Origin of the sequence: Amylolactobacillus amylophilus DSM 20533 = JCM 1125 (assembly GCF_001936335.1) — a bacterium.
Classification (GTDB): domain Bacteria; phylum Bacillota; class Bacilli; order Lactobacillales; family Lactobacillaceae; genus Amylolactobacillus; species Amylolactobacillus amylophilus.
This window is the reverse complement of record NZ_CP018888.1, coordinates 43,236-69,784: the sequence shown is the minus strand read 5'-3', so window position 1 is coordinate 69,784 and position 26,549 is coordinate 43,236. Positions and strand designations below refer to the sequence as shown.

The window sequence follows — 26,549 nt, the reverse complement described above, 5'->3', positions numbered from 1 at the left end:
TCGTGAGTAAAGAACAAGAACTTTTTCAAAAATTATTGGAACAGATTAAGTTTCCAACTGAGGGGTTCGACCAAGCTACACTTAATTCAGGCGCCATACAGAAGGTGGACATCTACAGTCAAGAACGAAAGTGGATTTTCCATCTTTTTTTTAACCAGGTACTAGAATTTAGTAGCTTCGTCGAGCTAATCAAAGACATCGAGCACCATTTCAGCGGCATTGTTGAAACTGGTGTCGTGGTTCAGACGGAGAATAACGAGGTTGGTAGCAACCTCACAGAGCTGAATAATTATTGGCATTATATTGTTGGCCAAAGTGCCGTATTAAATATGGCGCAAAAGGAAATCATCAAGAAGTATAGTCCGGACTATGTGAATAATGAGTTAGCTATTAAGGTAGACAACAGCGTGGTTGAGGGCTTATTTACTGCGGAGATTCTGAGTGATTTTGCCACTGAAATTGCGCAGTATGGTTTTGGTAAACAAAAATTGACGACGGCCATCGACGATGCGGCCTTTCAGTCAAACCTGCTGAGCTTACAAGAGGCGCACGCTGCACATGAACAAGCTATTAGCAGCGTTTTGTTGGAGCAGGAAAGTCAGAAGGAAAGACAAGTTCGGGCCACAAAAAGCAGTGTCATTGGTAATAAGATTGGGAATGCCAAAGTAACGCAGATGCATGAGATACAAGAGGAGATGTCCAACCTGGTTGTTGAGGGTAATATCTTCAAGATTGAGCTGAGACAGCTGCGCAGCGGTCGCTACATTGTCACGGGGGAGATTACAGACTACACCGACTCGCTTTCATTCAAGCGCTTTGCAAAGGACGACGATGAGGTGGAGACGCTGAAGAGCATTAAATCAGGTGCTTGGGCCAAGCTGAAGGGCAATGTCCAAGAAGATACCTACATGCGTGACCTAGTCTTTAACGTGAATCAGATTGAACTGGTCGAACATGTTGGTCGGACCGAAGAGTATGCTGGTGATGAAAAGCGCGTAGAATTTCACCTCCATTCCAATATGAGTCAATTAGATGCTACGAACAACGTGGCTGATTTCGTCAAAATGGCGGCAAAATTCGGCCAGAAGGCAATGGCAATTACCGACCACGGTGGTGCCCAGGCCTTTCCGGATGCCCACGCCGCGGGGCAAAAGTACGGTGTTAAGATTCTTTACGGGGTAGAGGCCAACATGGTGGACGACCACTCACGGTTGGTCGTTAATCCGGCTGATCAAGAAGTCACTACGACTGAATACGTGATTTTTGACGTGGAAACAACCGGGCTCTCTGCGGTTTACGACACAATCATCGAGATTGGTGCCGTGCGCATGAAGGAGGGAACGGTTATCGCGCGATTCGATGAGTTCATTAACCCGCACCACTCATTAAGTGAAGTTACGATTAATTTGACGAGCATTACTGATGACATGGTCCAGAATGCAGACGATGAGCAAGATGTCATCAAGCGGTTTAACGAATTCATGAGTGGTGCAGTATTGGCTGGTCATAATGTTCAGTTCGATATTGGCTTTATTAATGCTGCGCTAACCCGTGCCAACTTACCCGAAATTACCGTGCCGGTCCTTGATACGCTGGAGATTTCCCGGCTACTCAATCCGGAGCAGACCAATCATAAACTGGATTCTCTGGCCAAGAAATATAACATTGTGTTGGAGCACCATCACCGGGCTGATAGTGATGCCGAAACCACAGGTTATTTGATGTATAAACTGGTCAAACTGTTTGAGGAGCGTTTTAACGAGACCAATCTGCAAAACTTCAATGATTATGCAAAGTATGGTGAGGCTTATAAGCGTGCTCGGCCAACGCATATCTCTGTCATGGCTACAACGCAGGCTGGCTTGAAAAATCTTTTCAAAATTGTGTCGAAGGGCAATACCGAGTACTTCTACCGGGTACCACGAATCACCAAGTCGCAATTAACTGCACTCCATGATGGACTGATCTTTGGTAGTGCCTGTTCAAATGGTGCCGTATTTACGGCGATGATGCAAAAGGGTTATGAAGAGGCCAAACGATTGGCGCAATTCTATGACTATCTCGAGATTCAACCACCTGCAAATTACCAACCTCTGATCGACAGTCAGCTAATTGAAAACGAGGAGAAGCTGCAGGAGATTATTGCCAATATTGTCAAGCTTGGTGAAGAGCTCAATATTCCGGTGATTGCGACTGGTGACGCACACTATCTTAATCCGGAAGATCATATTTATCGTGAAATTTTGATTGCATCAATCAAAAGCAGTCCGTTACGGCGACAGAAGTTACCCGATTTACATTTCCGCTCTACGCAGGAGATGCTCGCTGCCTTCTCCTTCCTCGGTGCCGAGAAGGCTAAGCAGGTCGTGATTACTACCCCTAATCAGTTGGCGGAGCAATTCGATGAGATTACACCCGTGAAAAGTAAACTTTACACACCGGACATGCCGGGCGCTAATGATGAGATTAAACAGTTGAGCTATGATCGGGCACACGAACTTTACGGTGAGGAACTACCAAAGATTGTTGCAGACCGGCTAGAGCTCGAGCTGAACAGTATCATCAAGAACGGTTTCAGTGTAATCTATCTAATTTCGCAAAAGCTCGTATATAAATCAAATAAAGATGGCTATTTGGTCGGCTCACGTGGGTCTGTCGGCTCTAGTCTGGTAGCCACGATGACGGGAATTACGGAGGTTAATCCGTTGCCACCACACTATCGGTGTCCACACTGTTTCTACTCCGAATTTTTCCAGAAGGGTGAATACGGATCTGGGTTTGACCTACCGGATAAGAAATGCCCTAACTGCGGTACCGAGTTGGTGAAGGATGGGCATGATATCCCATTTGCAACCTTCCTGGGTTTCAAAGGTGATAAGGTACCAGATATCGATTTGAATTTCTCAGGTGATTATCAACCCGTGGCTCATGGCTACACTAAGGTACTTTTCGGTGAGGACCATGTCTTTCGGGCGGGCACAATTGCGACTGTCGCTGACAAAACGGCGTTTGGTTACGTCAAGCACTATGAGGAACTAAAAGGCTTGCAACTGAGAAATGCTGAGCTCGATCGTTTGGCTCAGGGGGCGACGGGGGTTAAACGGACAACCGGGCAACACCCAGCTGGCATTATCGTCGTACCAGAAAACTTGGATATTTATGACTTTACACCGATTCAATATCCTGCTGATGATCAAAATGCCGCTTGGAAGACGACCCACTTCGATTTCCACTCCATCCACGATAATATCTTGAAGCTGGATATTCTGGGTCATGATGACCCAACGATGATCAGAATGCTGCAGGATTTGAGCGGCGTTGATCCAAAGACAATTCCGACGGATGATCCAAAAGTTATGCAACTATTCTCCGGCACGGAGTCGCTAGGTGTGACAGAGGAGCAGATTTATTCCAAAACAGGAACATTAGGAGTACCGGAGTTTGGTACTAGATTTGTACGTGGAATGCTTGAAGAGACGCACCCATCTACTTTTGCAGAGTTGTTACAAATATCGGGTCTTTCACACGGAACAGACGTCTGGCTGGGTAACGCTGAGGAACTGATTAACAAAGGTGTGGTAACGCTGAAGGAAGTGATTGGGTGTCGTGATAACATCATGATGGACCTGATTCACTGGGATATGGATCCTCAAATTTCTTTCCAAATTATGGAGAGTGTGCGTAAGGGAAAAGGGATTAAGGAAGAGTGGCAAGAGCTGCTGCAAGAGAACCCGAATGTTCCTGACTGGTATATTGATTCGTGCCTGAAGATTAAGTACATGTTCCCAAAGGCGCACGCAACAGCGTATATTCTAATGGCATTGCGCATTGCTTGGTTCAAGGTATACTACCCAGTCATCTACTATACGGCGTATTTTAGTGTTCGTGCTGACGACTTTGACCTGACAGCGATGAGTCGTGGTAAGAATTCTGTTAAGGCGGCGATCAAGGAGATTACTGAGAAGGGTAACGACGCCAGTGCTAAAGAGAAAAATTTGCTGACCGTGTTGGAGCTTGCTAATGAGTGTCTGGAGCGCGGAATTAACATCAAGACAGTTGATATTGAACAGTCTGACGCGAAGAATTTCAGGATGCTTGATGAGCACACAATTCTGGCTCCTTTCAATGCAGTACCTGGGTTAGGTGACAACGTAGCCAAACAAATTGTGGCTGCACGCGAGGAGCAACCGTTCCTCTCACAAGAGGACTTAGCTTTGCGGGGGAAGGTTTCAGGCAAAATCATCGAATACCTCAGTCAAAGTGGGGCTCTCAGAGACCTACCTGAAGAGAACCAATTATCGTTATTCTAACTAAAATTTATCATCAACAAGCATAGTTGCAGTGATTAAAGGTCCTGCGGTTATGCTTTTTTCTGCTTTCGGCTAAAAACCACAAAATTATGATAGCCAATTGAAAAAAAAGTATATCATTAAAATAATACGAAAATAAATGAAAAAGGTGACTTTATGCTGCGAGATTTTGTGATTAAAAATAAAGGATTTTTTACTATAGCGGTATTATTTAGTGTAATTGGCATGGCTAGTGCTGCAGGAAGTTCTTTGATTATGGTTCGTGCCGTGAATTCCCTGAATCAAAATAGCTTCACCAAGTTTATCCAACTCAACTTGTTGTGGTTTCTTGTGGCAATTATCTCAGACTCAACTTCATATTTTTTCGGAGTTTATGCAGAAAAGATGGTGATGAGTCGTCTGACCGGTTATATTTTTGTTGGCGGCGGGATTGCAATCTTAATCAGTCTTTTCTTTGGTGCTGTTGTGGCAGGTTTTGTTCTACTTGTAACTATCGTAGTCTGGTTGATCAGTACGATAGCTATTGTAGGAAAGACGTCTGGCAAAAAGCCTAAATAGAGCTACCCTGGAAAAATTGACACACCCGATTTAGTCCTAGTTCTTGCACAACTGGCGGATATATGCTACTATATAACAGATGTGAAAAAGGTTCGAGTGAGCAGAAATGCTCACTCTTTTTATTGCAAGAAAGGAGCATTGTTTGACTGAAGTAGTAGATGTTGTTAAACAGGCTATTCAACCAATTATTGATGAGAGAGGCCTTGAACTGGTCGATATGGAATACGTGAAGGAGAAAGCTACTTTTTACTTACGGATTTACATCGATACGGTCGGCGGAATCGACATTGAGGAAATTGCCGCCGCGAGCGAATTAATCAGTGAGAAGCTGGATGAGCTTGATCCCGACCCGTTCCCTGTACCATATTTACTGGAGGTATCTTCTCCTGGTATTGAGCGGCCGATCAAGACTGCGCAGGACTGGCAAAAGGCCTTAAATTCGTATATTCACGTCGGGCTTTACCAAAAAATGGATCAACAAAAAGTCTTCGAGGGCACTCTTTTGGCCTATGATGACGAAGAAATATCTTTGCAAATTAAAATCAAAACACGTACTAAGGAAATTAAGATACCTAGAAAAAATATTGCGAAGATTCGGTTTGCGATTGAATTCTAGAAAGGATTAAGACATGTCAAAGGAAATGTTAGAGGCGTTTGACTCACTAGAACGCGAAAAAGGAATCAAGAAAGAAGTTATCATCGCTGCGCTGGAAGCTGCGCTAATCTCCGCCTACAAGAAGAACTACGGGCAGGCGCAAAACGTCGAGGTGAAATTCGACGAGCAAAAGGGTAATATCAAGGTGCTGGCTGTTAAGACCGTTGTCGAGGAGGTCCAAGATGACCGCCTAGAAGTGAGCCTAAAAGATGCACTAGCAATCAACCGCGCCTATGAGGTCGGGGATGAAATTCGTTTCGAGGTTACACCAACTAACTTCGGCCGGATAGCTGCCCAAACTGCTAAACAGGTTATTATGCAGAGAATGCGTGAAGCTGAACGAGCAAATATTCTTGATGAATACGCTCAATATCAAGATGAGTTAATGTCTGGTACTATTGCCCGCAAGGACAACCGTTATGTTTATGTAAATATCGGTAAAGTCGAAGCTGTTATGGGAAAGAACGATCAGATGCCTAATGAAGTCTATAACCCACAGAGTCGGATTAAGGTGTTGGTCACGCAAGTTGGTAGTGATTCACACGGCTTGAAAATTTCTGTCTCACGTACTAGTCCAGAACTTGTAAAGCGTTTATTTGAACAAGAAGTTCCCGAAATATATGATGGTACTGTTGAGATTGTTTCAATCGCGCGAGAAGCCGGAGACCGGACCAAGGTTGCTGTGCGGTCTGACAATCCAGATGTCGATCCCGTCGGCACCTGTGTGGGTCCAAAAGGTGCACGGGTACAGACTATCGTGACAGAGCTACACGGTGAGAATATTGACATCGTGAAGTACGAGGATGATGCCTCCGATTACATTGCTAATGCGTTGAATCCGGCTGAAGTAATTGCCGTCCAATTCGATGAGGAGAACAAGAGTTGCCTGGTGATTGTCCCTGACTATCAACTTTCATTAGCTATTGGTAAAAAGGGCCAGAACGTCCGACTTGCCGCCCGCCTCACTGGTTATAAGATTGATATCAAGCCCGAATCAGAAGTTGAATTCGTTGATGAGGATGTCGATGCTGATTACGATGATGCTGAGCCTGAATCAACAGTTACTGAGGATTCAGAAGTTATTGAAGATGATTTGACAGAAGAGCCCAGCACCGATGAGGAAGAAACTACGGAAGAGTAGGTGATTTCAATGAAACAAAGAAAGATTCCTTTAAGAAAAGACTTGTTGACTGATGAAATGCTCCCAAAGAAGGAAATGGTGCGCATTGTCCTGAATAAGGAGGGGGAATTGAGCGTTGATCCGACCGGAAAGAAACCCGGCCGTGGTGCATATGTCTCACTCAAACCGGAAGTCATTCAAGAAGCACAGAAGAAGCAGATTATTGAGAAGGCCTTGAAGACTAAAGTTAGTCCAGACTTTTACCAAGAGCTTTTCGACTACGTCGACCACAAGAAGGCCCGACTAGAATTATTCGGTGAAAATTAATTGATAGACAACAAACAAAAGGTACTAAATTTGCTTGGCTTGGCCCAAAAGGCTGGCAAAGTAATTAGCGGCACGGAAATGGTGGCGCATGCTATTCAGGGGAAAACGGTCAACCTCGTTTTGCTCGCAAGTGATTCAAGTGAAAACACAATTAAGGAATTCGCGTTTTTGAGCGATAAATTCCAAATTCAGCTAGTAAGCACGTTCAGTAGTCAGGAAATCTCCGATGCCCTGGGCAAGAAACGAAAGGTCGTTGCTGTACAAGACCGTGGCTTTTCACGTGCAATGCTGGATAAATTAAACAAGGAGTGTGATTAGATGACGAAAGTAAGAATATATGAGTTAGCTAAAGAATTGGGCGTCGAGAACAAAGTCGTGGTCGACCAGGCAAAGGCATTGGGATTTGACGTCAAGAGCCACATGTCATCATTAGATACAGACCAAGAGAAGACAATTATGAGTAAGTTGGGGAAGAAACCAGCTGCTAAAAAGACTGCACCTAAGCCGGTTGAAAAGCCAGCAACGAAGCCAGCATCAACAGCAAAGCCTGCTTCAACTCCTAAGAAAGCAGACGACGGCAAGGTGAAGATCAGCGTTAGTTCAATGAGACGCCGCGATAATAAGCCTGCGCAAGGTGGTGCTAATCATAACCGGTCAAATAATAACCAAGGTCGAAATCGCGGCAACAACCAAGGTCAGGGACGAAATAATCAGAATCGTCAAGGCCAAGGTCGTGGTAACCAAACGAACCAGAGAAACAACAACCAACAGGCTGCACCAGTACGCTCTAATAATGCCACAAAGCACCTAGAGCAATACAAGCAGCATCAAAGAGATGAGCAGCAAAGTGCGTTACGGCGTGAAGAAGAGCTGCGTCGTAATCAGAGTCAGCAGCAAACAAGAAAGCCTGCAGAGAAGAAACCAACTGCTCGTCCGAATACAAATCAGGCCAGGTCAAATAATAATCGCCCTGCTCGCCCAGTAAAGCCAAATCCAACTCCTATCACTCCAATTCCACCTGTCGAGGTGAAGAAGTCTGAGGGAGAGGGACGCAAGAAAACCTTCAGAAATCAGAATAAGCCTGCTTTTCGTCGTAATGACTGGTCCAGAAAGAAGAACAAACGCAGACAAGAAGTTCCTGTTGTGAAGAAGGATCTACCACAACGTAAAGATCGGCCACTACCAGAAGTCTTAGTTTTCGAGGAGGGTATGAACGCCCAAGATATTGCTAAGTTGATTCACCGTGAGCCTGCTGAGATCGTGAAGAAATTATTCATGCTCGGCGTTATGATTAACCAAAACCAATCATTGGACAAAGATACCATCGAATTACTTGCTGAAGATTATGGCATCAAATCTGAAGAGAAAGTGACCGAAGATATCTCTGATATCGACACACTTTTCGAAGAAGAATTAGCAAATACTGAACACCAAGAAAACAGACCACCAGTCGTGACCATCATGGGGCACGTTGACCACGGTAAAACCACGTTACTTGACCAATTAAGAAACTCTCACGTAACTTCTGGTGAAGCCGGTGGAATTACGCAACACATTGGTGCTTACCAAGTTAAGCTTGATAACAGATTGATTACTTTCCTGGATACGCCAGGACACGCCGCATTTACCAATATGCGAGCTCGTGGTGCCGACATTACCGACATTATCGTCTTGGTGGTTGCTGCTGACGATGGTGTGATGCCACAAACTATCGAAGCCATTAACCACGCGAAGGCTGCAGGTGCACCAATCATCGTTGCTGTGAACAAGATTGACAAGCCTGATGCCAATCCAAATCACGTCATGGAACAATTGATGGAATACGGTTTGGTTCCTGAAGAGTGGGGTGGCGAGACCATCTTCGTGAAGATTTCTGCTAAGCAGGGTCTAAACATTGATGAGCTCCTCCAAATGATCCTGTTACAGGCCGATGTGATGGAGCTAAAGGCTAATCCTAACCAAAAGGCCATTGGTACAGTTATCGAAGCCCGACTAGATAAGGGTAAAGGTCCTGTGACCTCGCTGCTTGTGCAACAAGGAACGCTCCATATCGGTGACCCCATCGTCGTTGGTAACACATTCGGTCGTGTCCGGGTCATGACGAATGATCGTGGTCGACGTGTCAAAACGGCGCTGCCATCAGAGCCCGTGGAGATTACTGGTCTGAACAATGTACCGGAAGCTGCCGATAAGTTCGTGGTCTTCGATGATGAGAAGACTGCTCGGGCAGCTGGTGAAGAACGGGCCAAGAAGGCGCTCATTAAAGAACGGAATAATGTACATCACGTTACACTCGACAACTTGTTTGATACAATGAAGCAAGGAGACCTTAAACAAGTTGATGTGATTATTAAGGCTGACGTGCAAGGTAGTGCCGAGGCAATCTCAGGTTCACTGCAGAAGATTGACGTCGAGGGTGTCAAAGTGAACATCATCCACTCTGCAGTTGGTGCAATCAACGAGAGTGATGTTACCCTGGCAAGCGCAAGTAATGCCGTTATTATTGGTTTCAACGTGCGACCAACTCCACAGGCAAAGCAACAAGCGGATGAGGAAAAGGTTGATATCAGACTGCATAACGTGATCTATAAGGCAATCGATGAAATCGAAGCAGCCATGAAGGGCATGCTCGAGCCAACTTTTGAAGAGAAAGTTACTGGTAACTTGATTGTCCGTGAGACATTCCACGTGACGAAACTGGGTACTATTGCTGGAGCACTTGTCACAAACGGTTATATTCAAAGAGATAGTGGTGTCCGTCTGATTCGTGACGGCATCGTCATCTATGAGGGCAAGCTCAGTTCATTGAAGAGATTCAAGGACGACGTGAAGGAAGTTCGCTCTGGCTTTGATTGTGGACTCATGATTGAAAACTACAACGATATCAAGGTTGACGACGAAATCGAAGCTTATGTAATGGAAGAAGTTCCCGTAGACTAAGAGGTGAATGCCATGAAACATCGTGTAGGTAGAGTTGAACAAGAAACATTGCGCGAAATTACGGATATTTTACGTAAAAAAATTCGTGACCCGCGGGTGGCTGACGTCACAATTACCGCTGTTGAGGTAACGAAGGACCTGTCGTATGCCACCATCTTCTACAGTACGCTAAACGACGATCCGGCAAGTATTGCGGAAGTCGAGGCTGGACTAGAGAAAGCTAAGGGTATGATGCGTCACGAATTAGGTCAAAGATTAACAATTTACAAAGTGCCAGAATTAATTTTCAAACGCGATCAATCGGTCGAGTATGGCTCCAGAATAGATGAATTAATCAGAGGCTTAAATAATAAAGACTAAAACGCCTTGGGCGTTTTTTTTATTGAGGTGGATAAGATGAACGGACTGATTTTAATTAATAAACCGGTTGGGATGACGAGCGCAGACGTAGTTTATAAGCTACGTAAAATCCTGCATCTTAAAAAAATCGGTCACGCTGGCACGCTAGATCCAGCGGTCAGCGGCGTTTTGCCAATTGCGGTTGGCCAGGCGACGAAGTTAATTGATCGCTTACATGAGCGTTCGAAGCAGTATCACGGTACAGGCCGATTGGGCCTGCAGACTGACACTGGCGATCTCTCGGGAAGAGTCATTGCGAAACAACAGGTGGAACGACCAGTAACATACGACCAATTGGCGACTGCGCTCGAGAGTCTCACGGGTGCGGTTCAACAGGTGCCACCGCTATATTCCGCCGTGAAGGTCAATGGTCGAAAGCTATATGAGTATGCGCGGGCTGGTGAAACCGTTGAAGTCCCCGCCCGCACGGTTAATGTGGAGGAATTCGTTCTGACCGGCGAGCCACTTTTTGATGAAACTAGTCATGTGGAAGACTTCAGTTTCGGTGTGACCTGTTCAAAGGGAACGTACGTCAGAACCTTAGTGGAACAGGTCGGGACAGAACTCAACTTACCTGCGGTCATGACTAAGCTTGTGCGGACAAAAAGTGCTGGTTTTGACTTGACGCAAACTGTTACAATAGAAGACGTTGAGCAAAATATGGCAAATCCCGCACAATTTCTACTCCCACTTGATGCTTTGTTTACGGATCTAGTGAAGGTCGAGCTGTCAAAAGGACAGTGGCAAAAAGTGCAGAATGGCGCGGTATTACAGCTGCAGGATATTAGTGCGGACGAACAGGAGATTGCACTCGTTTTCGGCGGCAAGATTAAGGCAATCTACAAGCGAATGGCGGGCAGGACCGACCTGTATGTTCCCGGTTTAATGTTGCTCCAGAATGACTAAATAAATGTGTTAAGGAACTGATTTAATGAAGGTAATTGATGTTGAATTTCCGTTTGCAAAAAATTTAATCACAACCAAGCAAGTCGTGCTCGTTCTCGGCTTTTTTGATGGTGTTCACCTTGGTCATCAGCGTTTAATTGCCGCAGGTCTGAAGGAGGCCAAGTCAAGGAATCTGCCGTTAATGGTGATGACCTTTGATAAGCATCCGCGTGTGGTGTACGCTCATGAGACCAACTTCGCCTACCTCACCACCATCCCGGAGAAAGCTGCTGTAATGGCCAAACTGGGCGTAGATTATCTGGCGGTCTTCAAGTTTAACGAGCAGCTGGCGCATTTGGCGCCACAGGATTTCGTTGATCAGGTAATCTTGGGCTTGAATGCCGCCGTTGTGGTGGCTGGCTTTGATTACACCTACGGTGACAAGAATATTGCCAATATGCGTCATCTGCCTGAATTTAGTCACGGCCGGTTTGATATTGTCGAGTTACCGGAGCAGGTTTTTGCAGGGCGAAAAATTGGCTCGACAATAATTCGGCAGGATTTGTTAAATGGTGATGTGACGGAGGCTAATCAACTTCTTGGTTATCCTTACTCAATTACTGGCAAGGTGGTTACCGGTAAGCAACGTGGGCGTACAATCGGTTTTCGGACCGCAAATCTTGCATTGCCGGAGCATAAGCTAATCCCGGGTATCGGCGTCTATGCGACTAAGTTGTTGGTTCACGGGCAATGGCACGAAGCAATGACCAGTATCGGCTATAACATCACATTCAACGATACGCAGCAGATCTTCATCGAAACGAATATCTTCGACTTCGATGAAGATATTTATGGCGAGACAATCACGGTCGCGTGGTATAAATTTCTCCGCGGGGAGAAGAAGTTGGCCGGGCTTGCTGGATTGAAAGAGCAGCTAAAGAAAGATGAACAAGCAACAAGAGCTTACTTTAACAATATTTAAGCTCTTTTTTATTTGACAATCTTTTTGATAGTTGTTATATTCTAATAGTTAGCACTCTGAATAGTTAAGTGCTAATAAAGAGGTGACTGGATGTTAACAAAGCGACAGGAGCTTATCTTGAAGATGATCATCAAGAATTTCACTAATGATCATGAGCCCGTTGGATCGAAGACTTTAATGGAGCAATTGCCGATTAAAGTTTCGTCCGCAACCATCAGAAACGAAATGGCTACGTTAGAGGAGCTCGGCCTGATTGAGAAGACGCATTCTTCATCGGGACGAATTCCGTCGAGCGCTGGCTACCGTTTCTACCTGGATTATCTGGTAGAACCCATTAGCATTCCTAATCAGGTTTATCAGAAGGTTCTGTCAAACCTTGATCGACCATTTCACCAAGTGAATGAGATTGTAGAGGAAGCTGCTAAGATTCTATCGGACTTGACTAGCTATACTGCGTTTGCTGCTGGTCCTGAGCTAAATAATGTAACCGTCACAGGCTTTCGCATAGTGCCGTTACCCAATCATCAAATTATGGCAATTCTGGTAACGTCTGACGGTAGTGTTAGAAGCCGCGTATACAATATTCATCGTAGTGTCAGTGGCGATGAGATTGAGAAGGGGGTCAGAATTATCAACGATAAGTTGGTTGGTAAGAGTGTCTTAGCAATCAACCAGATGAGCATCGAAGAGTTGGTTGGGACAATTGATGGTAGTAATTCTGCTGCGGCTCAAATTATTGACCTGCTATCCGATGTGTTTAAGGACGCCGCGTCTGAACAACTCTATGTCAATGGTCAGATTAATTTGTTGAATAATTACAATGCCAGTAATGTTGATCAACTAAAGTCTTTGTACCAGATGCTTGATCATGAGAGTTATCTGACCGATTTGCTTACAATGGATGATCTGGATGATGTGCAGGTTGGCCTAGATTTTCCGGTTCGGGTCAAGCTTGGCAATGAATTGCCGGGAGATCTGCTGAAAGATTATAGTCTGTTGACCGCTAATTACTCGGTAGGGGATCACGGTAGCGGCATTATCGCTTTACTAGGGCCCTCAAACATGCCGTATTCACAGATGATTAGTCTGATGGAGTACTTTAGAAACGAGCTAGCTAAGAAATTACTAGATTATTATGGAAATTTCCAATAACTAAGGAGGATCGCTTTGGAGCATACGAAAGATGAATTTCCATCTGAGAAGGATTTAGATTCAACCAAAACAAAAACGCCGACACAAGCTGAGCAAAAGCCGCAGGGCGCTAATAACGAGGATCAGCTAGAACAGAAACCAAAAAAGAAGTCTAAGAAGCAGGAGTCAACGGAGCAGGATGATAGAGTGGCTTCTTTGACCAAGGAAATTGAGTCATTGAAGACTGAATTAGCCGACTTTGATGACAAGCTACTACGCGCCCAGGCCGAGATGCAAAACATGCAGTCCAGGCAGAAAAAGGAGACTGCTAGTATGCTAAAATATGCTGGTAGTGATTTAGCCAAAAAAGTTTTGCCTGCCGTTGATAACTTAGAGCGAGCTCTCGATATCAAAGTGGACGATGAGGCCAGCAAGCAATTTAAGAAGGGTGTTCAAATGACGCTCGATAATCTGTTGGCCGCACTCACAGAAGAGGGTGTAACCGAAATCGCAGATGATTCAGTCAAGTTTGATCCAAGTATTCACCAAGCGGTTCAGACCGTCCCAAAGGACGCCGATCATGAAGCGGACCAGGTAGTCTCAATCCTACAAAAGGGCTACAAGTTTAAGGACAGGGTTATTCGTCCGGCCATGGTCGTGGTCGCCCAATAAGCACATCTCTTAGTTTCACTTAAGTTTGTTCATCAAATTAAAAAAAAAAGAATCGAAAGGAAGTATTTTTTAAATGTCAAAAGTAATTGGTATTGACTTAGGTACTACTAACTCAGCCGTTGCTGTCTTAGAAGGATCAGAACCAAAAATTATCACAAACCCTGAAGGTAACAGAACTACCCCATCTGTTGTTTCATTCAAGGATGGCGAAATTCAGGTTGGTGAGGTTGCAAAGCGCCAAGCCGTCACGAACCCAAATACAGTTATCTCAATCAAGAGCCACATGGGTGAACCGGGATACAAAGTTAGTGTTGATGGCAAGGACTACACACCACAAGAAATCTCCGCAATGATTTTGCAATACATTAAGAAATTCGCTGAGGATTACTTGGGCGAACCCGTGACAGAAGCTGTTATCACCGTTCCTGCCTACTTCAACGATTCACAAAGACAGGCGACCAAAGATGCTGGTAAGATTGCCGGATTAGACGTTAAGAGAATTATCAACGAACCAACTGCTTCTTCGCTAGCATATGGCTTAGACAAAGACGATGCCGACGAGAAGATTCTGGTATATGACTTAGGTGGTGGTACGTTTGATGTGTCCGTCCTAGAGCTCGGTGATGGTGTCTTCCAAGTCCTTTCGACTAATGGTGATACTCATCTTGGTGGTGACGACTTTGACCAAAAAATAATTGACTACCTTGTTTCTGAATTCAAGAATGAACATGGTATCGACCTCTCGAAGGATAAGATGGCCTTACAAAGACTGAAGGATGCTGCTGAAAAGGCTAAGAAGGATCTCTCAGGGGTTACTAGCACTCAGATCAGCTTGCCGTTTATCTCTGCAGGTGAGAGCGGCCCATTGCACCTAGAGACTACTCTTACACGTGCTAAATTCGATGAATTAACCCATGATCTGGTTGAAAAGACTAAAGTAGCACTTGATAACGCCATGAAGGATGCTGGTCTATCAAATTCCGATATTGATAAAGTAATCCTAAACGGTGGTTCAACGCGAATTCCCGCTGTTCAAGAAGCAGTCAAGAACTGGACTGGCAAAGATCCAGACCATTCAATTAACCCAGATGAAGCCGTTGCACTTGGTGCAGCCATTCAGGGTGGTGTAATTTCCGGAGACGTGAAGGATATCGTGTTGCTTGATGTCACCCCATTATCACTTGGTATCGAGACGATGGGTGGTGTATTCACCAAGCTAATCGACCGGAACACGACTATTCCAACCAGTAAGTCCCAGGTGTTCTCAACCGCCGCTGACAATCAACCAGCTGTTGATGTTCATGTCTTGCAAGGTGAACGTCCAATGGCTGCCGACAACAAGACACTTGGTCGTTTCCAATTAACTGATATTCCTGCTGCTCCACGTGGCGTACCACAAATCGAAGTTAAGTTCGACATCGACAAAAACGGTATCGTCAACGTTTCAGCTAAGGACCTTGGTACTAAGAAGGAACAAAAGATTACCATCCAAAGTTCATCAGGTCTTTCAGACGAAGAAATCGAAAAGATGAAGAAGGAAGCCGAAGAGCACGCTGAGGAAGATAACAAGAAAAAAGAAGAGGTTGATCTCAGAAATGAAGTCGAGCAAATCCTCTTCCAAACTGACAAGACACTTGAAGAGCTCAAAGGTAAGGTATCAGACGACGAGATAAAGAAGGCAACTGATGCTAAAGATGCTTTGAAGAAGGCTCAAGAAGATAACAACCTAGAAGAGATGAAGGCTAAGAAAGACGATTTGAACAAAATTGTGCAAGACTTAACTGTGAAACTCTATCAACAGGCTCAAAGTGAGCAATCAGGGGCACAACCTGGAGCAGACTCAACCGATGGCGGTCAAAAGGACGATAATACTGTCGATGGTGACTTCAAGGAAGTAGACCCAGATAAAAAATAAATCAAATTAATCAAAGGACGTCTTGTTCTTTGATTTTTTGAAAGAGGAATTTTAATGGCAGATAAGAGAGACTATTATGAGGTGCTAGGTCTTAGTCGTGATGCGAGTGCTGATGAGATTAAAAAAGCGTACCGCAAACTATCGAAGAAGTACCACCCAGATATTAATAAGGCACCTGATGCCGAAGAAAAGTTTAAGGAAGTCAATGAGGCTTACGAGGTCCTGAGTGACGACCAGAAACGTGCTGCTTACGACCAATATGGTCAGGCAGGAGTCGATGGTAGTTATGGCCAGGGTGGTTTCGGCGGCCAAGGATTTGGTGGCGGCTTCGATGATGTCGGTGATATCTTTAGCCAATTCTTTGGTGGTGGTCAAGCACGGCAACGCGTTGATCCTACCGCACCAACACGTGGTTCGGACCTCGATTACACCATGACGGTTGCTTTTAAAGAGGCGATTTTTGGTAAGAAAACCAATATTACCTATACACGTTCTGAAACTTGTCACACCTGTGGTGGTAACGGTGCAGAACCAGGAACCTCTGTGCAGACGTGTCCTAAGTGTCAAGGATCGGGCTACATGACAGTGGAGCGTCAGTCAATGCTTGGTGTAATCAGACAACAAGTTACTTGTGACCAATGTAATGGTCGTGGCGTGCTTATACCAACACCTTGCCATACCTGTGCAGGCCGTGGCGTCACAGATGAGAAGCACACGATTGAAGTTAAGGTGCCAGCCGGAATCGACAATGGTCAGCAAATTCGTTTGAGTGGCCAGGGTGAGGCTGGACAAAACGGTGGTCCATACGGTGACCTCTACATCGTCTTCCGCGTGAAACCAAGTAAGGAATTCGAACGGAACGGCAACACAATCTACAGCACACAAAATATCTCATTCGCCCAGGCGACACTTGGTGATGAGATTGAGGTGAACACCGTCCATGGTAAGATAGAACTCCGCGTTCCAGCAGGTACTCAGCCTGGAACGAAGTTCAAGTTACGTGGTAAGGGTGTACCTTACTTGCGTGGCAACGGAACTGGTGATCAGGAAGTCACAATTAAGGTGGCAATTCCAAATAAGCTGAATAAAGCACAAAAAGATGCGTTGATGCAATATATCAAGGCTAGTGGTGAATCAGTAGAACCACAAGAAAAGAATTTCTTCGAAAAGATGAAGGATAAACTGAAATAATAAGCTTTTTAGAAGATGAGGGAGAAAACCTCATCTTTTTTTGCTAGAATAGATATATTATATCTGTTTGAACAAGAGGGAAGAGCTATGGAAGAGAAAACATTTCAACGAATTAAAACACTAACAGAGCTGCAGGGAACAAGCGGTTTCGAACACGACATCAGAAGTTATATGCGTGCCCAAATTACCCCACTGGTTGATTCGGTTGAACAAGATGGCTTAGGCGGAATTTTCGGTGTGAAGAAGAGTCGGGTCACGGATGCTAAAACAGTGATGGTTGCGGCACACATGGACGAAGTTGGCTTTATGATAGCCCAAATTACCGCCAACGGCTTCTTCAAGGTTGTTCCATTGGGAGGCTGGAACCCAACAGTGGTCTCTGCCCAACGATTTACGCTAAAGGCGAGCAACGGTCAGAACTATCCAGTGATTTCATCCTCGATCCCACCACACTTGCTCCGGGGCACTAACGGTCAGCAGAATCTTCAGGTAACAGATATCCTGTTTGATGGCGGCTTCACAGACAAAGACGAAGTGCTTTCCTTTGGGATTAAACCGGGAGACACCATCGTGCCAGATGTCTCCACTATCAAGACTGCCAATGGTAAGAATATTATCTCAAAGGCGTGGGATAATAGGTATGGCTGCACGATGGTATTAGAGGCTTTAGAGACCCTACAGAATGATAATTTGGACAGTAATCTGGTTATGGGGGCTAATGTTCAGGAAGAAGTGGGCTTGCGTGGAGCTAAACCGGCGGTCACCAAGTTCCAGCCTGATTTGTTCTTCGCCGTTGATTGTTCTGCGGCGGATGATATCCACACGAAAACAGGTACATTTGGGCACCTAGGTGAGGGCGTGATGATTAGAATTCAAGATCCGGGCCTAATTACATTGCCAAAGCTGCGAGATTACTTATTGACTACTGCAGAAGATAATAACATTCCTTACCAGTACTTTGTCTCAAAGGGTGGCACGGATGCCGGTGCAGCCCACACCGCAAATGAGGGTATTCCAAGTACGGTAATCGGGGTTCCTGGACGTTATATTCACACGCACCAAACGATGTTCTCGATCGCCGATTTTGATGCGGCCCAGGAGTTATTGGTGAAAGTTTTACGTGGATTAGATAAATCCACAGTTGAAGAAATTGTTAAAGGATACTAAAGTGCAGTTTCTTTCTCAACAGCTGCCAGCTTTGTTATAATGCTAGACAGAAAAGGTTGATTAGATATGAATAATGAAGAATTACAAGACTACCAGGCACATATGCGTAACTTCTCGATTGTCGCGCACATTGATCATGGTAAGTCGACGATTGCGGACCGCATTCTCGAGCTGACGGATACGGTGGCTGAGCGTGACATGAAGCAGCAATTACTCGATAACATGGACCTAGAGCGCGAGCGTGGGATTACGATTAAGCTTAATTCGGTTGAACTCAAGTACACCGCTCAGGATGGGGAGGAATACACCTTCCATTTGATCGATACCCCAGGACATGTCGACTTCACTTATGAGGTTTCCAGGAGCCTAGCTGCCTGTGAGGGCGCCCTACTAGTAGTGGACGCAGCACAGGGTGTTGAGGCGCAGACACTAGCGAACACCTACCTGGCGCTCGATAACGACCTCGAGATTCTCCCGGTTTTGAACAAAATCGACTTGCCCTCGGCCGACCCAGAGATGGTCAAAGAAGAAATTGAGGATATGATTGGGATTGATGCGACGGAAGCAGTCCTCGTGTCTGGTAAAACCGGGTTCGGAATTGAGGAATTGTTAGAGCGGATTGTGACGGACATCCCAGCACCTACTGGCGATATCAACGGTCCATTGCAAGCCCTAATTTTCGATTCCATCTATGATTCATACAGAGGGGTCGTACTAAGTGTGCGATTGAAAACCGGCCGAGTTAAGGTTGGTGATGAGATTCAAATCATGAGCACCGGCAAGAAATTTGAGGTAACAGAGGTGGGCGTGCAATCACCCAAACCCGTAGCCAAAAAAGAATTAATCGCCGGAGACGTTGGTTACATTACGGCGAACATCAAATCCGTCCGGGAAACCCATGTTGGTGATACGATTACTTCACCCGCCAATCCGGCGCCGGCGGCCCTACCTGGGTACCGCCAGATTAAACCGATGGTGTATGCCGGCCTTTATCCGGTTGACAATGGGAAGTTTAATGACTTGCGTGAGGCGCTTGAGAAGTTACAATTAAACGATGCGGCACTCGAATTTGAACCTGAGACATCTCAGGCATTGGGCTTTGGTTTCCGCTGTGGCTTTTTAGGATTACTCCATATGGATGTGGTGCAGGAACGCTTAGAGCGGGAATTCAATCTCGATCTGATCATGACCGCACCTTCAGTTGATTACCATGCCACGCTGACAGATGGGTCAGAGCGGATGATTTCAAACCCAGCAGAGATGCCGGAGGTTGGCCAGCTTAAAGAGATTAAGGAGCCATTCGTTAAGGCGGAGATCATGGTGCCAGAGGAGTATGTTGGCTCTGTGATGGAACTCTGTCAAAGAAAACGTGGTGTCTTTCAGACCATGGATTACTTGGATAAATACCGGGTTAACGTTGTTTATGAGATGCCACTGTCAGAAATAATTTTCGATTTCTTTGATGACTTGAAATCAAACACGAAAGGCTATGCATCACTCGACTACGATATTATCGGCTACCGTGCGAGTGATTTAGTCAAAATCGATATCTTGCTGAACAAGGAACCGGTGGATGCACTGAGTTTCATTGTGCACCGCGAGTTCTCTGCTGAACGCGGGCGGGAGATTGCCTCAATGATGAAGAATATCATTCCACGGCAAAACTTTGAGGTGGCCGTCCAAGCTGCTATTGGTGCGAAGGTAATTGCACGAACGACTATTAAGGCATACCGTAAGGATGTTACCGCGAGAATCCACACAGGTGATCCCGACCGTCGTGCAAAGCTCCTAGACAAGCAGAAGCGCGGTAAGAAGCGCATGAAGTCGGTTGGTAAGGTTGAAGTTCCGCAGGAGGCCTTCATGGCCGTTTTGAAAATGAATGACGACGATATTAAAGGTAAATAATTAGGTGTGGTAATGAGAAAAGCACGGAGAATTATTTTAACTATTCTAGCGACTATCTTACTGTTAATTGGGCTTGTTTTAATCTTCAACGAGCCAATTAAAGGTTGGTTGGTCCAAATGAACCAAGAGAATAAGATGGCGAAGATTTCGCCGAAGAGTATCGAGCAGGCTAATAAGTCTAAGGGAGATTTCGACTTCAGTAAGGTCAAGAGTATCGACATGGCACAGATTGGCAATAGTATGGCGAATAATACGGCCCAGACACTTGGAGTCCTCGCCATTCCGTCCGTGAAGATGCGCTTACCGATTCTGAAAGGCTTGAGTGACGCGGCGCTGTCCAGCGGTGGTGGTACGATGCGACCTGACCAAAAGATGGGTCAGGGTAACTATCCCTTAGCTGGCCACTATATGACCAATAAGGGAATACTGTTCTCGCCCATTGAACGTGCCCAAATAGGGCAGAAGGTGTACCTGACAGATTTGAAAAAGGTCTACACATACAAAATATATTACAAGAAAGTTGTTAATCCCTACGCTGTCTGGCTGGTTAATAACACCAAGAAAAAAATGGTAACGCTCATTACCTGTGCCAACGGTGGAATCAGCCGGTGGGCAATTCGAGGTAAGTTAGTTAAAACCCAGAAGGCAACATCTAAAACACTCAAGATTTTTGATCTGGAAGATATGGTAAAATAGGATTTATGTGGAAACAGAGATTAAGAGAGACAACAATTGATTCTGAACTTGCTGCACAATTTAACTTGTCACCGGTGGTGGCAAGTTTATTTGCTTCTAGGGGAATTAGCTCCGCGGATGAAATAAATTACTGGCTGAATGGCACATTGGCTGATCTCGCCGACCCGTTTTTATTCAACGAGATGGACAAGACGTTAGAGCGTATCATGGCTGCAATTGATGCAGGGGAGCAAATCACGGTCTATGGCGATTATGACGCCGATGGCATTACGAGCACCGTAGTCCTAGTGGAGACCCTCCAGATACTCGGGGCAGAGGTAAATTATTATATCCCCAGCCGTTTCAAGGATGGCTATGGCCCAAATTTACGAAAGTACGAAGAATTAATCGCTGCCGGCACCAAACTCTTGATTACGGTCGACAACGGCATCACAGGTGCTACCGAGATTGACGAGATGGCTAAACGGGGTGTTGACGTCATCGTGACGGATCACCACACAATCCCGGCACGGCTACCACTTGCCTATAGCATCATTCATCCTAAACTCAGCAATCAGTCCTATCCTTTTCACGACTATTCTGGTGTAGGAGTAGCCTATAGTTTGGCACGTGCATTGATGGACGGTGATCCTTTAGAGGATTTACTAGACCTGGTAGCAATCGGTACTATAGCAGATCTCGTACCACTTCGTGGTGAGAATCACCTGCTGGTTAAGTACGGCATTGAAGTGATTAAGCAACAGAACCGTCTGGGCCTAAACGCCTTGCTTGATGTCGCCAAAATCCAGTTGGACAACTTAACCGCACAGGATATCTCATTTGGCTTCGCACCGCGTTTGAATTCGATTGGCCGGTTAGACGACGCCAATAAGGCAGTCGAGTTACTTTTAGCGGAAGATGAAGAGGTGGCCCACAAGCTCGCCCAAGAGCTTGAGGACCAAAACGTTCGTCGGAAGGAAATATCTGAAGAGGCCTTTGAGACGGCGCAAGAGCTGATTGCCGCGCAACAGTTAGACAAAAATAGAACGTTAGTCGTCGTTGGACCAGACTTTCATGAAGGAGTACTGGGAATAGTTGCTAGTCGCTTGATTCAACGATATCATCGGCCAACTATCGTGCTAACTAAAGATAGCAGTGGTTTGCTGAAGGGTTCCGGCAGAAGCGTCGAGGGTTTCGATATATTCGCTGCCCTAGAGCCATTGTCACATACCTTGCTCAGTAAGTTTGGCGGTCATACCATGGCTTGCGGCCTCAGTATGCCTGAGGAGAATTTGGCAGAATTCCGTCAGGCTTTCGAGCAGACTTACGTACCACAAACGCTTGAAACCAGTAATTTGTATGATACAAGTATTGACCTTGATCAATTGAATATTGACTTGTATAATCAAATCATGCTCTTAGGCCCCTTTGGCACTGACAATGAGGAGCCAGTCTTCCGCTTTAACAGACCACTAATTAGCAATTTCAAAAAAATTGGCAGCAACCAACAATACTTCAAGGCTAGTCTAAAATCAGATACTAAACAGCAATTTGACCTAGTTAGTTTTAATTTGGCAAACTTTGACGAGCGTCTCTTAAACTATGTGGCTGAGCTGTATGGCGGAATTTCCCTGAATATCTGGCGCGGTCAAGCAAAGTTACAGATTATCGTCGCTGATTTTAGGTACGAGTTGCCAGCAACAACTACTAGTAGAGTAGTGGACTTACGGAGTGAGCAGACAACTCTTCACGTGGGTGATTCATATCTGTTCTATCACGAGGATTTAGCAGAAAACTTCTGTATTCAGGAACAGCTAGATCGCAGTAAGATTCTGCTCGTTGATTATGACGAGCCGCGAAGGCTACAGAGTGCTGCGCTGATGGAGCTACCCCAAACGCCGAATGATTTACGCCAACTCTTTAAAACATACGAATTTGAGCGTGTTTTATTGAAATTTAACTATGACAATCTCACGATTGACCAAATTCCTGACGAACGTATCTTTAAAAATGTTTTAAAGTATGTTTATCAACATCCCGGGCTAACAATTGCATCATACAATTTGGCAAATAAATACTTAGAAACGAACGAATCTACCTTAAAATTCATATTTAGAGTGTTTTTTGATCTAAATTTTGTTAAAATAGATGAGTTCAAAATTGTGCCAAATAAAGATGTCGTAGCGACGCCTTTGACCAGTTCTAAATATCTTCAATTGACTGAGCAGAGACTGAAATTTAAGGAACAAATGAAGTCTCTTTCGAGCAGAGAGTTGGTCCGTTACATCGAATCGTTGCTTCAATAATGGAGGATTTACATGTCTTTTGATTTTAAGAAATATATTGCGGATATTCCAGACTTTCCGGAAAAGGGAATTATTTTTCGGGACTTCTCACCGTTGGTGGGGAACGGTCCAGCATTCAAGGAAGCAATCAGTGAACTAGCAGAATTCGGGCGGAGAAAGGGCGCAACTGCAGTTGCTGCACCTGAAGCACGGGGTTTTCTGGTGGGTGCACCAATTGCAACAGAACTTGGTGTTGGCTTTGTTCAGGCTAGGAAAGAAGGCAAACTACCTCGGGCAACAGAATCCGAGACGTATGATCTTGAGTACGGTACTAGCTCTACGCTAGAGATGCATCTTGACGCGATTAAGCCCGGCGATAAGGTTTTAGTTGTAGACGATTTATTAGCTACAGGTGGCACAATTCAGGCGACAATTCGCCTGATTGAGCGACTTGGCGGTGAGGTAGTGGGTGTTGCCTTCATTATTGAACTGAGTGAATTGCCTGGACGTGATAACTTGAAAGACTATGATGTCTTCTCGCTTACGACCTACTAATATTCTGGACGAGAAAATAATTGAGGTTTAATAATGACCAAAAAAGATGATTATGAAATATTAGTTGCCCAAGTTGAGGGATTAATTGAGATGGAGCCGGACAAAATTGCGACATTAGGCAATGTCTCCGCCGCCATCAAACAGTTCCTACCTGAGTCAGTATTTGCTGGATTCTACTTGTATAATGGTGACGAACTCGTGCTCGCACCATTTCAAGGTAGTGTGTCTTGCACTAGGATTGCACTCGGTAAGGGTGTTTGTGGTGAGTCCGCCGAGAAGAATGAGACAATTATTGTTGATGATGTGACACAGCGGGAGAATTACATTCAGTGTGATTCTGCTGCAATGTCTGAGATTGTCGTGCCAATGTATTCTAATGACAAGTTAGTAGGCGTACTTGATCTTGATGCACCAACAACAGCGGCCTATGATGAGTTAGATCAAGAATACCTTGAACAGATTGCACAACTTCTTTCGGATAAGCTCGTTTGGTAACAAAAATATAAAAACCCAGTTTGTTCTAGCAGCAAACTTTGCTATAATTAACTGAGTAATATGGAGAGTTGGCAGAGTGGTAATGCACCGGACTCGAAATCCGGCGAACCGGCTAATACCGGCGCGCAGGTTCAAATCCTGTACTCTCCTTCGATATGTGCGTAAGTCCTTAATAAAAGAGGGTTTGCGCATTTTATTTTTGTTTTTGACTAACTAAATATTTAAACCGTTCAATGCATTAGCCACTCGACTCTTGCCGTTGTCCGTCATATGGGTATAGATGTCTAACGTCATCTATACAGTGTCATTGCCAAGAATTGCCTGAAAATCAGTAGCTGAATGTTTGTATTACAATAATGGAACAATATGGCTATTTTATATATACTCTTGGTAATTATTTGGAAAATTCATATCTTGCAAAATACTTGAAAAATCTATTGATTGAAATTTATTTTTATATTGGCTTAAGAGATTGATAAGTTCGTGAGAAAGTTTTATGTAGTATTTTTTTGGTAACATTACCTTAAGCGAAAGAATTAATTCAAAAACGCCCGCTTGACTTGAAAAAACTGATTTATCCATATTTAAGGCAATTCGGATAGGAGTTGTTTTCGGAGACTTTGCAATTTTTCTTGAATAGGTTATTTCGCCGTGGGCCACTGAATTTCTGAATAAATTAACTAAATGGTTCACTGTCTTAATCGTTTCGGGAGTAATTCTGATTTTGTTTTCTGATGACCACTCTCTGGATCTTTCCCTTGAAAATTCGGTAGCAATCTTAATTTGTAAATTGTCAACTAAGTTTGAATAAAAGTGATTTATTTCTCCAAAGGTCAAAAAATTTACCAATACCCAAAGTGGTATATGGCCATGGTTATTAAGATAATGTTTAATTGCGGCTGTAGAATTAGCGTTTTTCTTGATTACATTCGACAACGAACTAATAGTAGATACCACACTGCTTACCTTGGAGGGAAGGCGGCTATAGTTATCAACTGCAAGATATGAATGTTCTTCGGGATACTCCATTGAAAAGTTATATGATATAGAAGCTCCGAGAACAGATTCATACTTTAATAGATACTTGTATAGTATTGATTGTAGTTCAGAGTCAAATTAGTATAAATCTCTGATCTCACTGAATTTGGCGCCATTTATATACTTTTCTGGCTTTAAAATTTCTCCGGTAGAATCTCTCTGTAAAAAATTCCATTTGTATCCATTAATTAGTGCGTAGTAACCTATTTGTTTGAGACTTCTTTTATTTGCTGTTGAAACTTCCAATCCGCGCATTCGCAAAATTTTCATTTGTTGATTGTGCGTTTTAAAGGGCTTTCCATTAACCATTTTTCTTCCAAAACAAAAACCTCAGGCTATGTTAAATATAGAACCTGAGGTTTCGTTAGTCAGGCGCCTACTCCAACTGCATTCCGAACTTGATCTATGTTTAATAGGTTTAAAGGACTTTCTTATTAATTTTTGCTACATATTGTGTTGAATTGGGACAAATATTTTGTTGGCTATATCTCAAACTTTCTAGTATGGGGTATGGCTATTGTTTAATCTAACTTGGTCGTTTAAATGTTGTACCGTATACTCACTCTGCCTCAGCTTCATTGAAATTTATCAGCTACATCTCAATTAAGCTGAGTAATAGGTTATAATTCCACGGTGGATACTACTTATTAATAGTATGTTTCTGTAGTAAACGGGATTCCGTATTTAGCGCTGAAATTATAAAAGCCCAATGTATACAAATCAGTAGTCTTATCTATCTCCGATTCAGCTGCAAAATTGATCATTTTTAATACCAGGTGTGTAAATTCTAGTGCAGCAGTACCATTAGCTGTTACCAGATTGCGGTCTTTTACCGCCTGTTGTTCGATGAATTCTTCATGATTAGTGTATTCTTTAAAATTCTGCCATAGATACTGTGCGTTGCCTGTGTGCCTATAATGAGAAAGTAAGCCATTTCTCGCTAGAAAGTCTACTGCACCGCAAATAGCAGCTATCGGTTGATTAGTAGCTAGTCGAACAGAAATTAGTTGTTTTAATTATTGATTATCGGTGGACCAAGAATCGCCACCACTTAATACCAGCAAATTAATCTTGTCGGGCAACTGGTCTATCCGATGATTAACTTGGGTTTTGAAGCCACCAATTGAAGTTACTAGTGATTGTCTCGAGGTAGTTTCGACTCGCCGTTCTTTACTTTGATTTAATTGGCCAGCTAAATAACCAAATTTCCAATCTGCATAAATATCTAAAACACAAAAGATTGCCTTTTTCATTTAATATTACTCCCTCATTTGCGAACCTATGTTTGCTCGTTTATGATATTACAATTATTTTCGATAATAACAACTGAAAAAATTTAGAGCA

The 26,549-nt window shown here is 44.2% G+C and carries 21 protein-coding genes, 1 tRNA gene and 2 pseudogenes; 21 read left to right on the top strand and 3 right to left on the bottom strand.

The features are described 5' to 3' along the window. Positions 1 to 2: 2 nt before the first annotated feature. The 21 genes from LA20533_RS00385 to LA20533_RS00285 all read left to right on the top strand — a co-directional run bounded on the left by LA20533_RS00385 (position 3) and on the right by LA20533_RS00285 (position 24,317). Positions 3 to 4,310, top strand: coding sequence for a PolC-type DNA polymerase III (locus LA20533_RS00385; protein WP_056946254.1), 4,308 nt, complete (start codon positions 3 to 5; stop codon positions 4,308 to 4,310). 156 nt (positions 4,311 to 4,466) lie between these two features. Continuing rightward, positions 4,467 to 4,868: a hypothetical protein gene (locus LA20533_RS00380; RefSeq protein ID WP_056946253.1), complete on the top strand. Its 402-nt coding sequence runs from the start codon at positions 4,467 to 4,469 to the stop codon at positions 4,866 to 4,868. A 142-nt stretch (positions 4,869 to 5,010) separates the two neighbouring features. Next, positions 5,011 to 5,484, top strand: a complete 474-nt coding sequence (gene rimP / locus LA20533_RS00375) for a ribosome maturation factor RimP (protein ID WP_056946252.1) — start codon at positions 5,011 to 5,013, stop codon at positions 5,482 to 5,484. A 13-nt stretch (positions 5,485 to 5,497) separates the two neighbouring features. After that, positions 5,498 to 6,664, top strand: a complete 1,167-nt coding sequence (gene nusA, locus LA20533_RS00370; RefSeq protein ID WP_054744963.1) for a transcription termination factor NusA — start codon at positions 5,498 to 5,500, stop codon at positions 6,662 to 6,664. Between the two features lie 9 nt (positions 6,665 to 6,673). After that, positions 6,674 to 6,970 carry an RNase P modulator RnpM gene (rnpM, locus tag LA20533_RS00365; protein WP_054745298.1) on the top strand — a complete coding sequence of 99 codons (297 nt, stop codon included), beginning with the start codon at positions 6,674 to 6,676 and terminating at the stop codon, positions 6,968 to 6,970. A gap of 3 nt (positions 6,971 to 6,973) precedes the next feature. After that, the gene (locus tag LA20533_RS00360; protein WP_054745300.1) at positions 6,974 to 7,288 is read left to right on the top strand and encodes a ribosomal L7Ae/L30e/S12e/Gadd45 family protein; all 315 of its coding nucleotides are present in this window, start codon (positions 6,974 to 6,976) and stop codon (positions 7,286 to 7,288) included. Then, positions 7,289 to 9,910, top strand: a complete 2,622-nt coding sequence (gene infB / locus LA20533_RS00355; protein WP_056946250.1) for a translation initiation factor IF-2 — start codon at positions 7,289 to 7,291, stop codon at positions 9,908 to 9,910. A 12-nt stretch (positions 9,911 to 9,922) separates the two neighbouring features. Next, complete coding sequence (gene rbfA / locus LA20533_RS00350; RefSeq protein WP_054744965.1) at positions 9,923 to 10,270, top strand: 30S ribosome-binding factor RbfA; 348 nt, start codon at positions 9,923 to 9,925, stop codon at positions 10,268 to 10,270. Positions 10,271 to 10,306: 36 nt separating this feature from the next. Continuing rightward, positions 10,307 to 11,215, top strand: a complete 909-nt coding sequence (truB, locus tag LA20533_RS00345; protein ID WP_056946248.1) for a tRNA pseudouridine(55) synthase TruB — start codon at positions 10,307 to 10,309, stop codon at positions 11,213 to 11,215. Between the two features lie 25 nt (positions 11,216 to 11,240). Then, the gene (gene ribF / locus LA20533_RS00340) at positions 11,241 to 12,176 is read left to right on the top strand and encodes a riboflavin biosynthesis protein RibF (RefSeq protein ID WP_056946241.1); all 936 of its coding nucleotides are present in this window, start codon (positions 11,241 to 11,243) and stop codon (positions 12,174 to 12,176) included. 90 nt (positions 12,177 to 12,266) lie between these two features. Continuing rightward, positions 12,267 to 13,328, top strand: coding sequence for a heat-inducible transcriptional repressor HrcA (gene hrcA, locus LA20533_RS00335; RefSeq protein WP_054744967.1), 1,062 nt, complete (start codon positions 12,267 to 12,269; stop codon positions 13,326 to 13,328). A gap of 15 nt (positions 13,329 to 13,343) precedes the next feature. After that, positions 13,344 to 13,979, top strand: coding sequence for a nucleotide exchange factor GrpE (gene grpE, locus LA20533_RS00330; RefSeq protein ID WP_056946236.1), 636 nt, complete (start codon positions 13,344 to 13,346; stop codon positions 13,977 to 13,979). Between the two features lie 73 nt (positions 13,980 to 14,052). Continuing rightward, positions 14,053 to 15,894: a molecular chaperone DnaK gene (gene dnaK / locus LA20533_RS00325; protein WP_056946228.1), complete on the top strand. Its 1,842-nt coding sequence runs from the start codon at positions 14,053 to 14,055 to the stop codon at positions 15,892 to 15,894. Between the two features lie 54 nt (positions 15,895 to 15,948). After that, positions 15,949 to 17,085 carry a molecular chaperone DnaJ gene (gene dnaJ, locus LA20533_RS00320; RefSeq protein ID WP_056946225.1) on the top strand — a complete coding sequence of 379 codons (1,137 nt, stop codon included), beginning with the start codon at positions 15,949 to 15,951 and terminating at the stop codon, positions 17,083 to 17,085. 87 nt (positions 17,086 to 17,172) lie between these two features. Then, positions 17,173 to 18,252, top strand: a complete 1,080-nt coding sequence (gene pepA / locus LA20533_RS00315) for a glutamyl aminopeptidase (protein ID WP_056946224.1) — start codon at positions 17,173 to 17,175, stop codon at positions 18,250 to 18,252. A gap of 66 nt (positions 18,253 to 18,318) precedes the next feature. Continuing rightward, the gene (gene lepA, locus LA20533_RS00310) at positions 18,319 to 20,157 is read left to right on the top strand and encodes a translation elongation factor 4 (RefSeq protein ID WP_056946223.1); all 1,839 of its coding nucleotides are present in this window, start codon (positions 18,319 to 18,321) and stop codon (positions 20,155 to 20,157) included. Between the two features lie 12 nt (positions 20,158 to 20,169). Then, entirely contained in the window at positions 20,170 to 20,853 is a 684-nt protein-coding gene (locus LA20533_RS00305) for a class A sortase (RefSeq protein ID WP_056946222.1), read from the top strand. A gap of 5 nt (positions 20,854 to 20,858) precedes the next feature. After that, positions 20,859 to 23,138, top strand: a complete 2,280-nt coding sequence (gene recJ, locus LA20533_RS00300; protein WP_056946221.1) for a single-stranded-DNA-specific exonuclease RecJ — start codon at positions 20,859 to 20,861, stop codon at positions 23,136 to 23,138. Positions 23,139 to 23,150: 12 nt separating this feature from the next. Then, the gene (locus tag LA20533_RS08635; protein WP_056946220.1) at positions 23,151 to 23,672 is read left to right on the top strand and encodes an adenine phosphoribosyltransferase; all 522 of its coding nucleotides are present in this window, start codon (positions 23,151 to 23,153) and stop codon (positions 23,670 to 23,672) included. A 33-nt stretch (positions 23,673 to 23,705) separates the two neighbouring features. Beyond that, positions 23,706 to 24,167, top strand: a complete 462-nt coding sequence (locus LA20533_RS08630; protein WP_056946218.1) for a GAF domain-containing protein — start codon at positions 23,706 to 23,708, stop codon at positions 24,165 to 24,167. Positions 24,168 to 24,229: 62 nt separating this feature from the next. Further along, positions 24,230 to 24,317 (top strand) — tRNA-Ser (locus LA20533_RS00285). 225 nt (positions 24,318 to 24,542) lie between these two features. Here LA20533_RS00285 and LA20533_RS00280 read toward each other — a convergent pair. From LA20533_RS00280 to LA20533_RS08955, 3 genes and pseudogenes are all read right to left on the bottom strand, one after another. Then, positions 24,543 to 25,271: pseudogene (locus LA20533_RS00280) on the bottom strand (Abi family protein); the annotation flags it as partial. A 12-nt stretch (positions 25,272 to 25,283) separates the two neighbouring features. Next, positions 25,284 to 25,514: an Abi family protein gene (locus LA20533_RS08390; protein WP_056946216.1), complete on the bottom strand. Its 231-nt coding sequence runs from the start codon at positions 25,512 to 25,514 to the stop codon at positions 25,284 to 25,286. Positions 25,515 to 25,852: 338 nt separating this feature from the next. Beyond that, positions 25,853 to 26,458: pseudogene (locus LA20533_RS08955) on the bottom strand (DJ-1/PfpI family protein). Positions 26,459 to 26,549 lie beyond the last annotated feature (91 nt).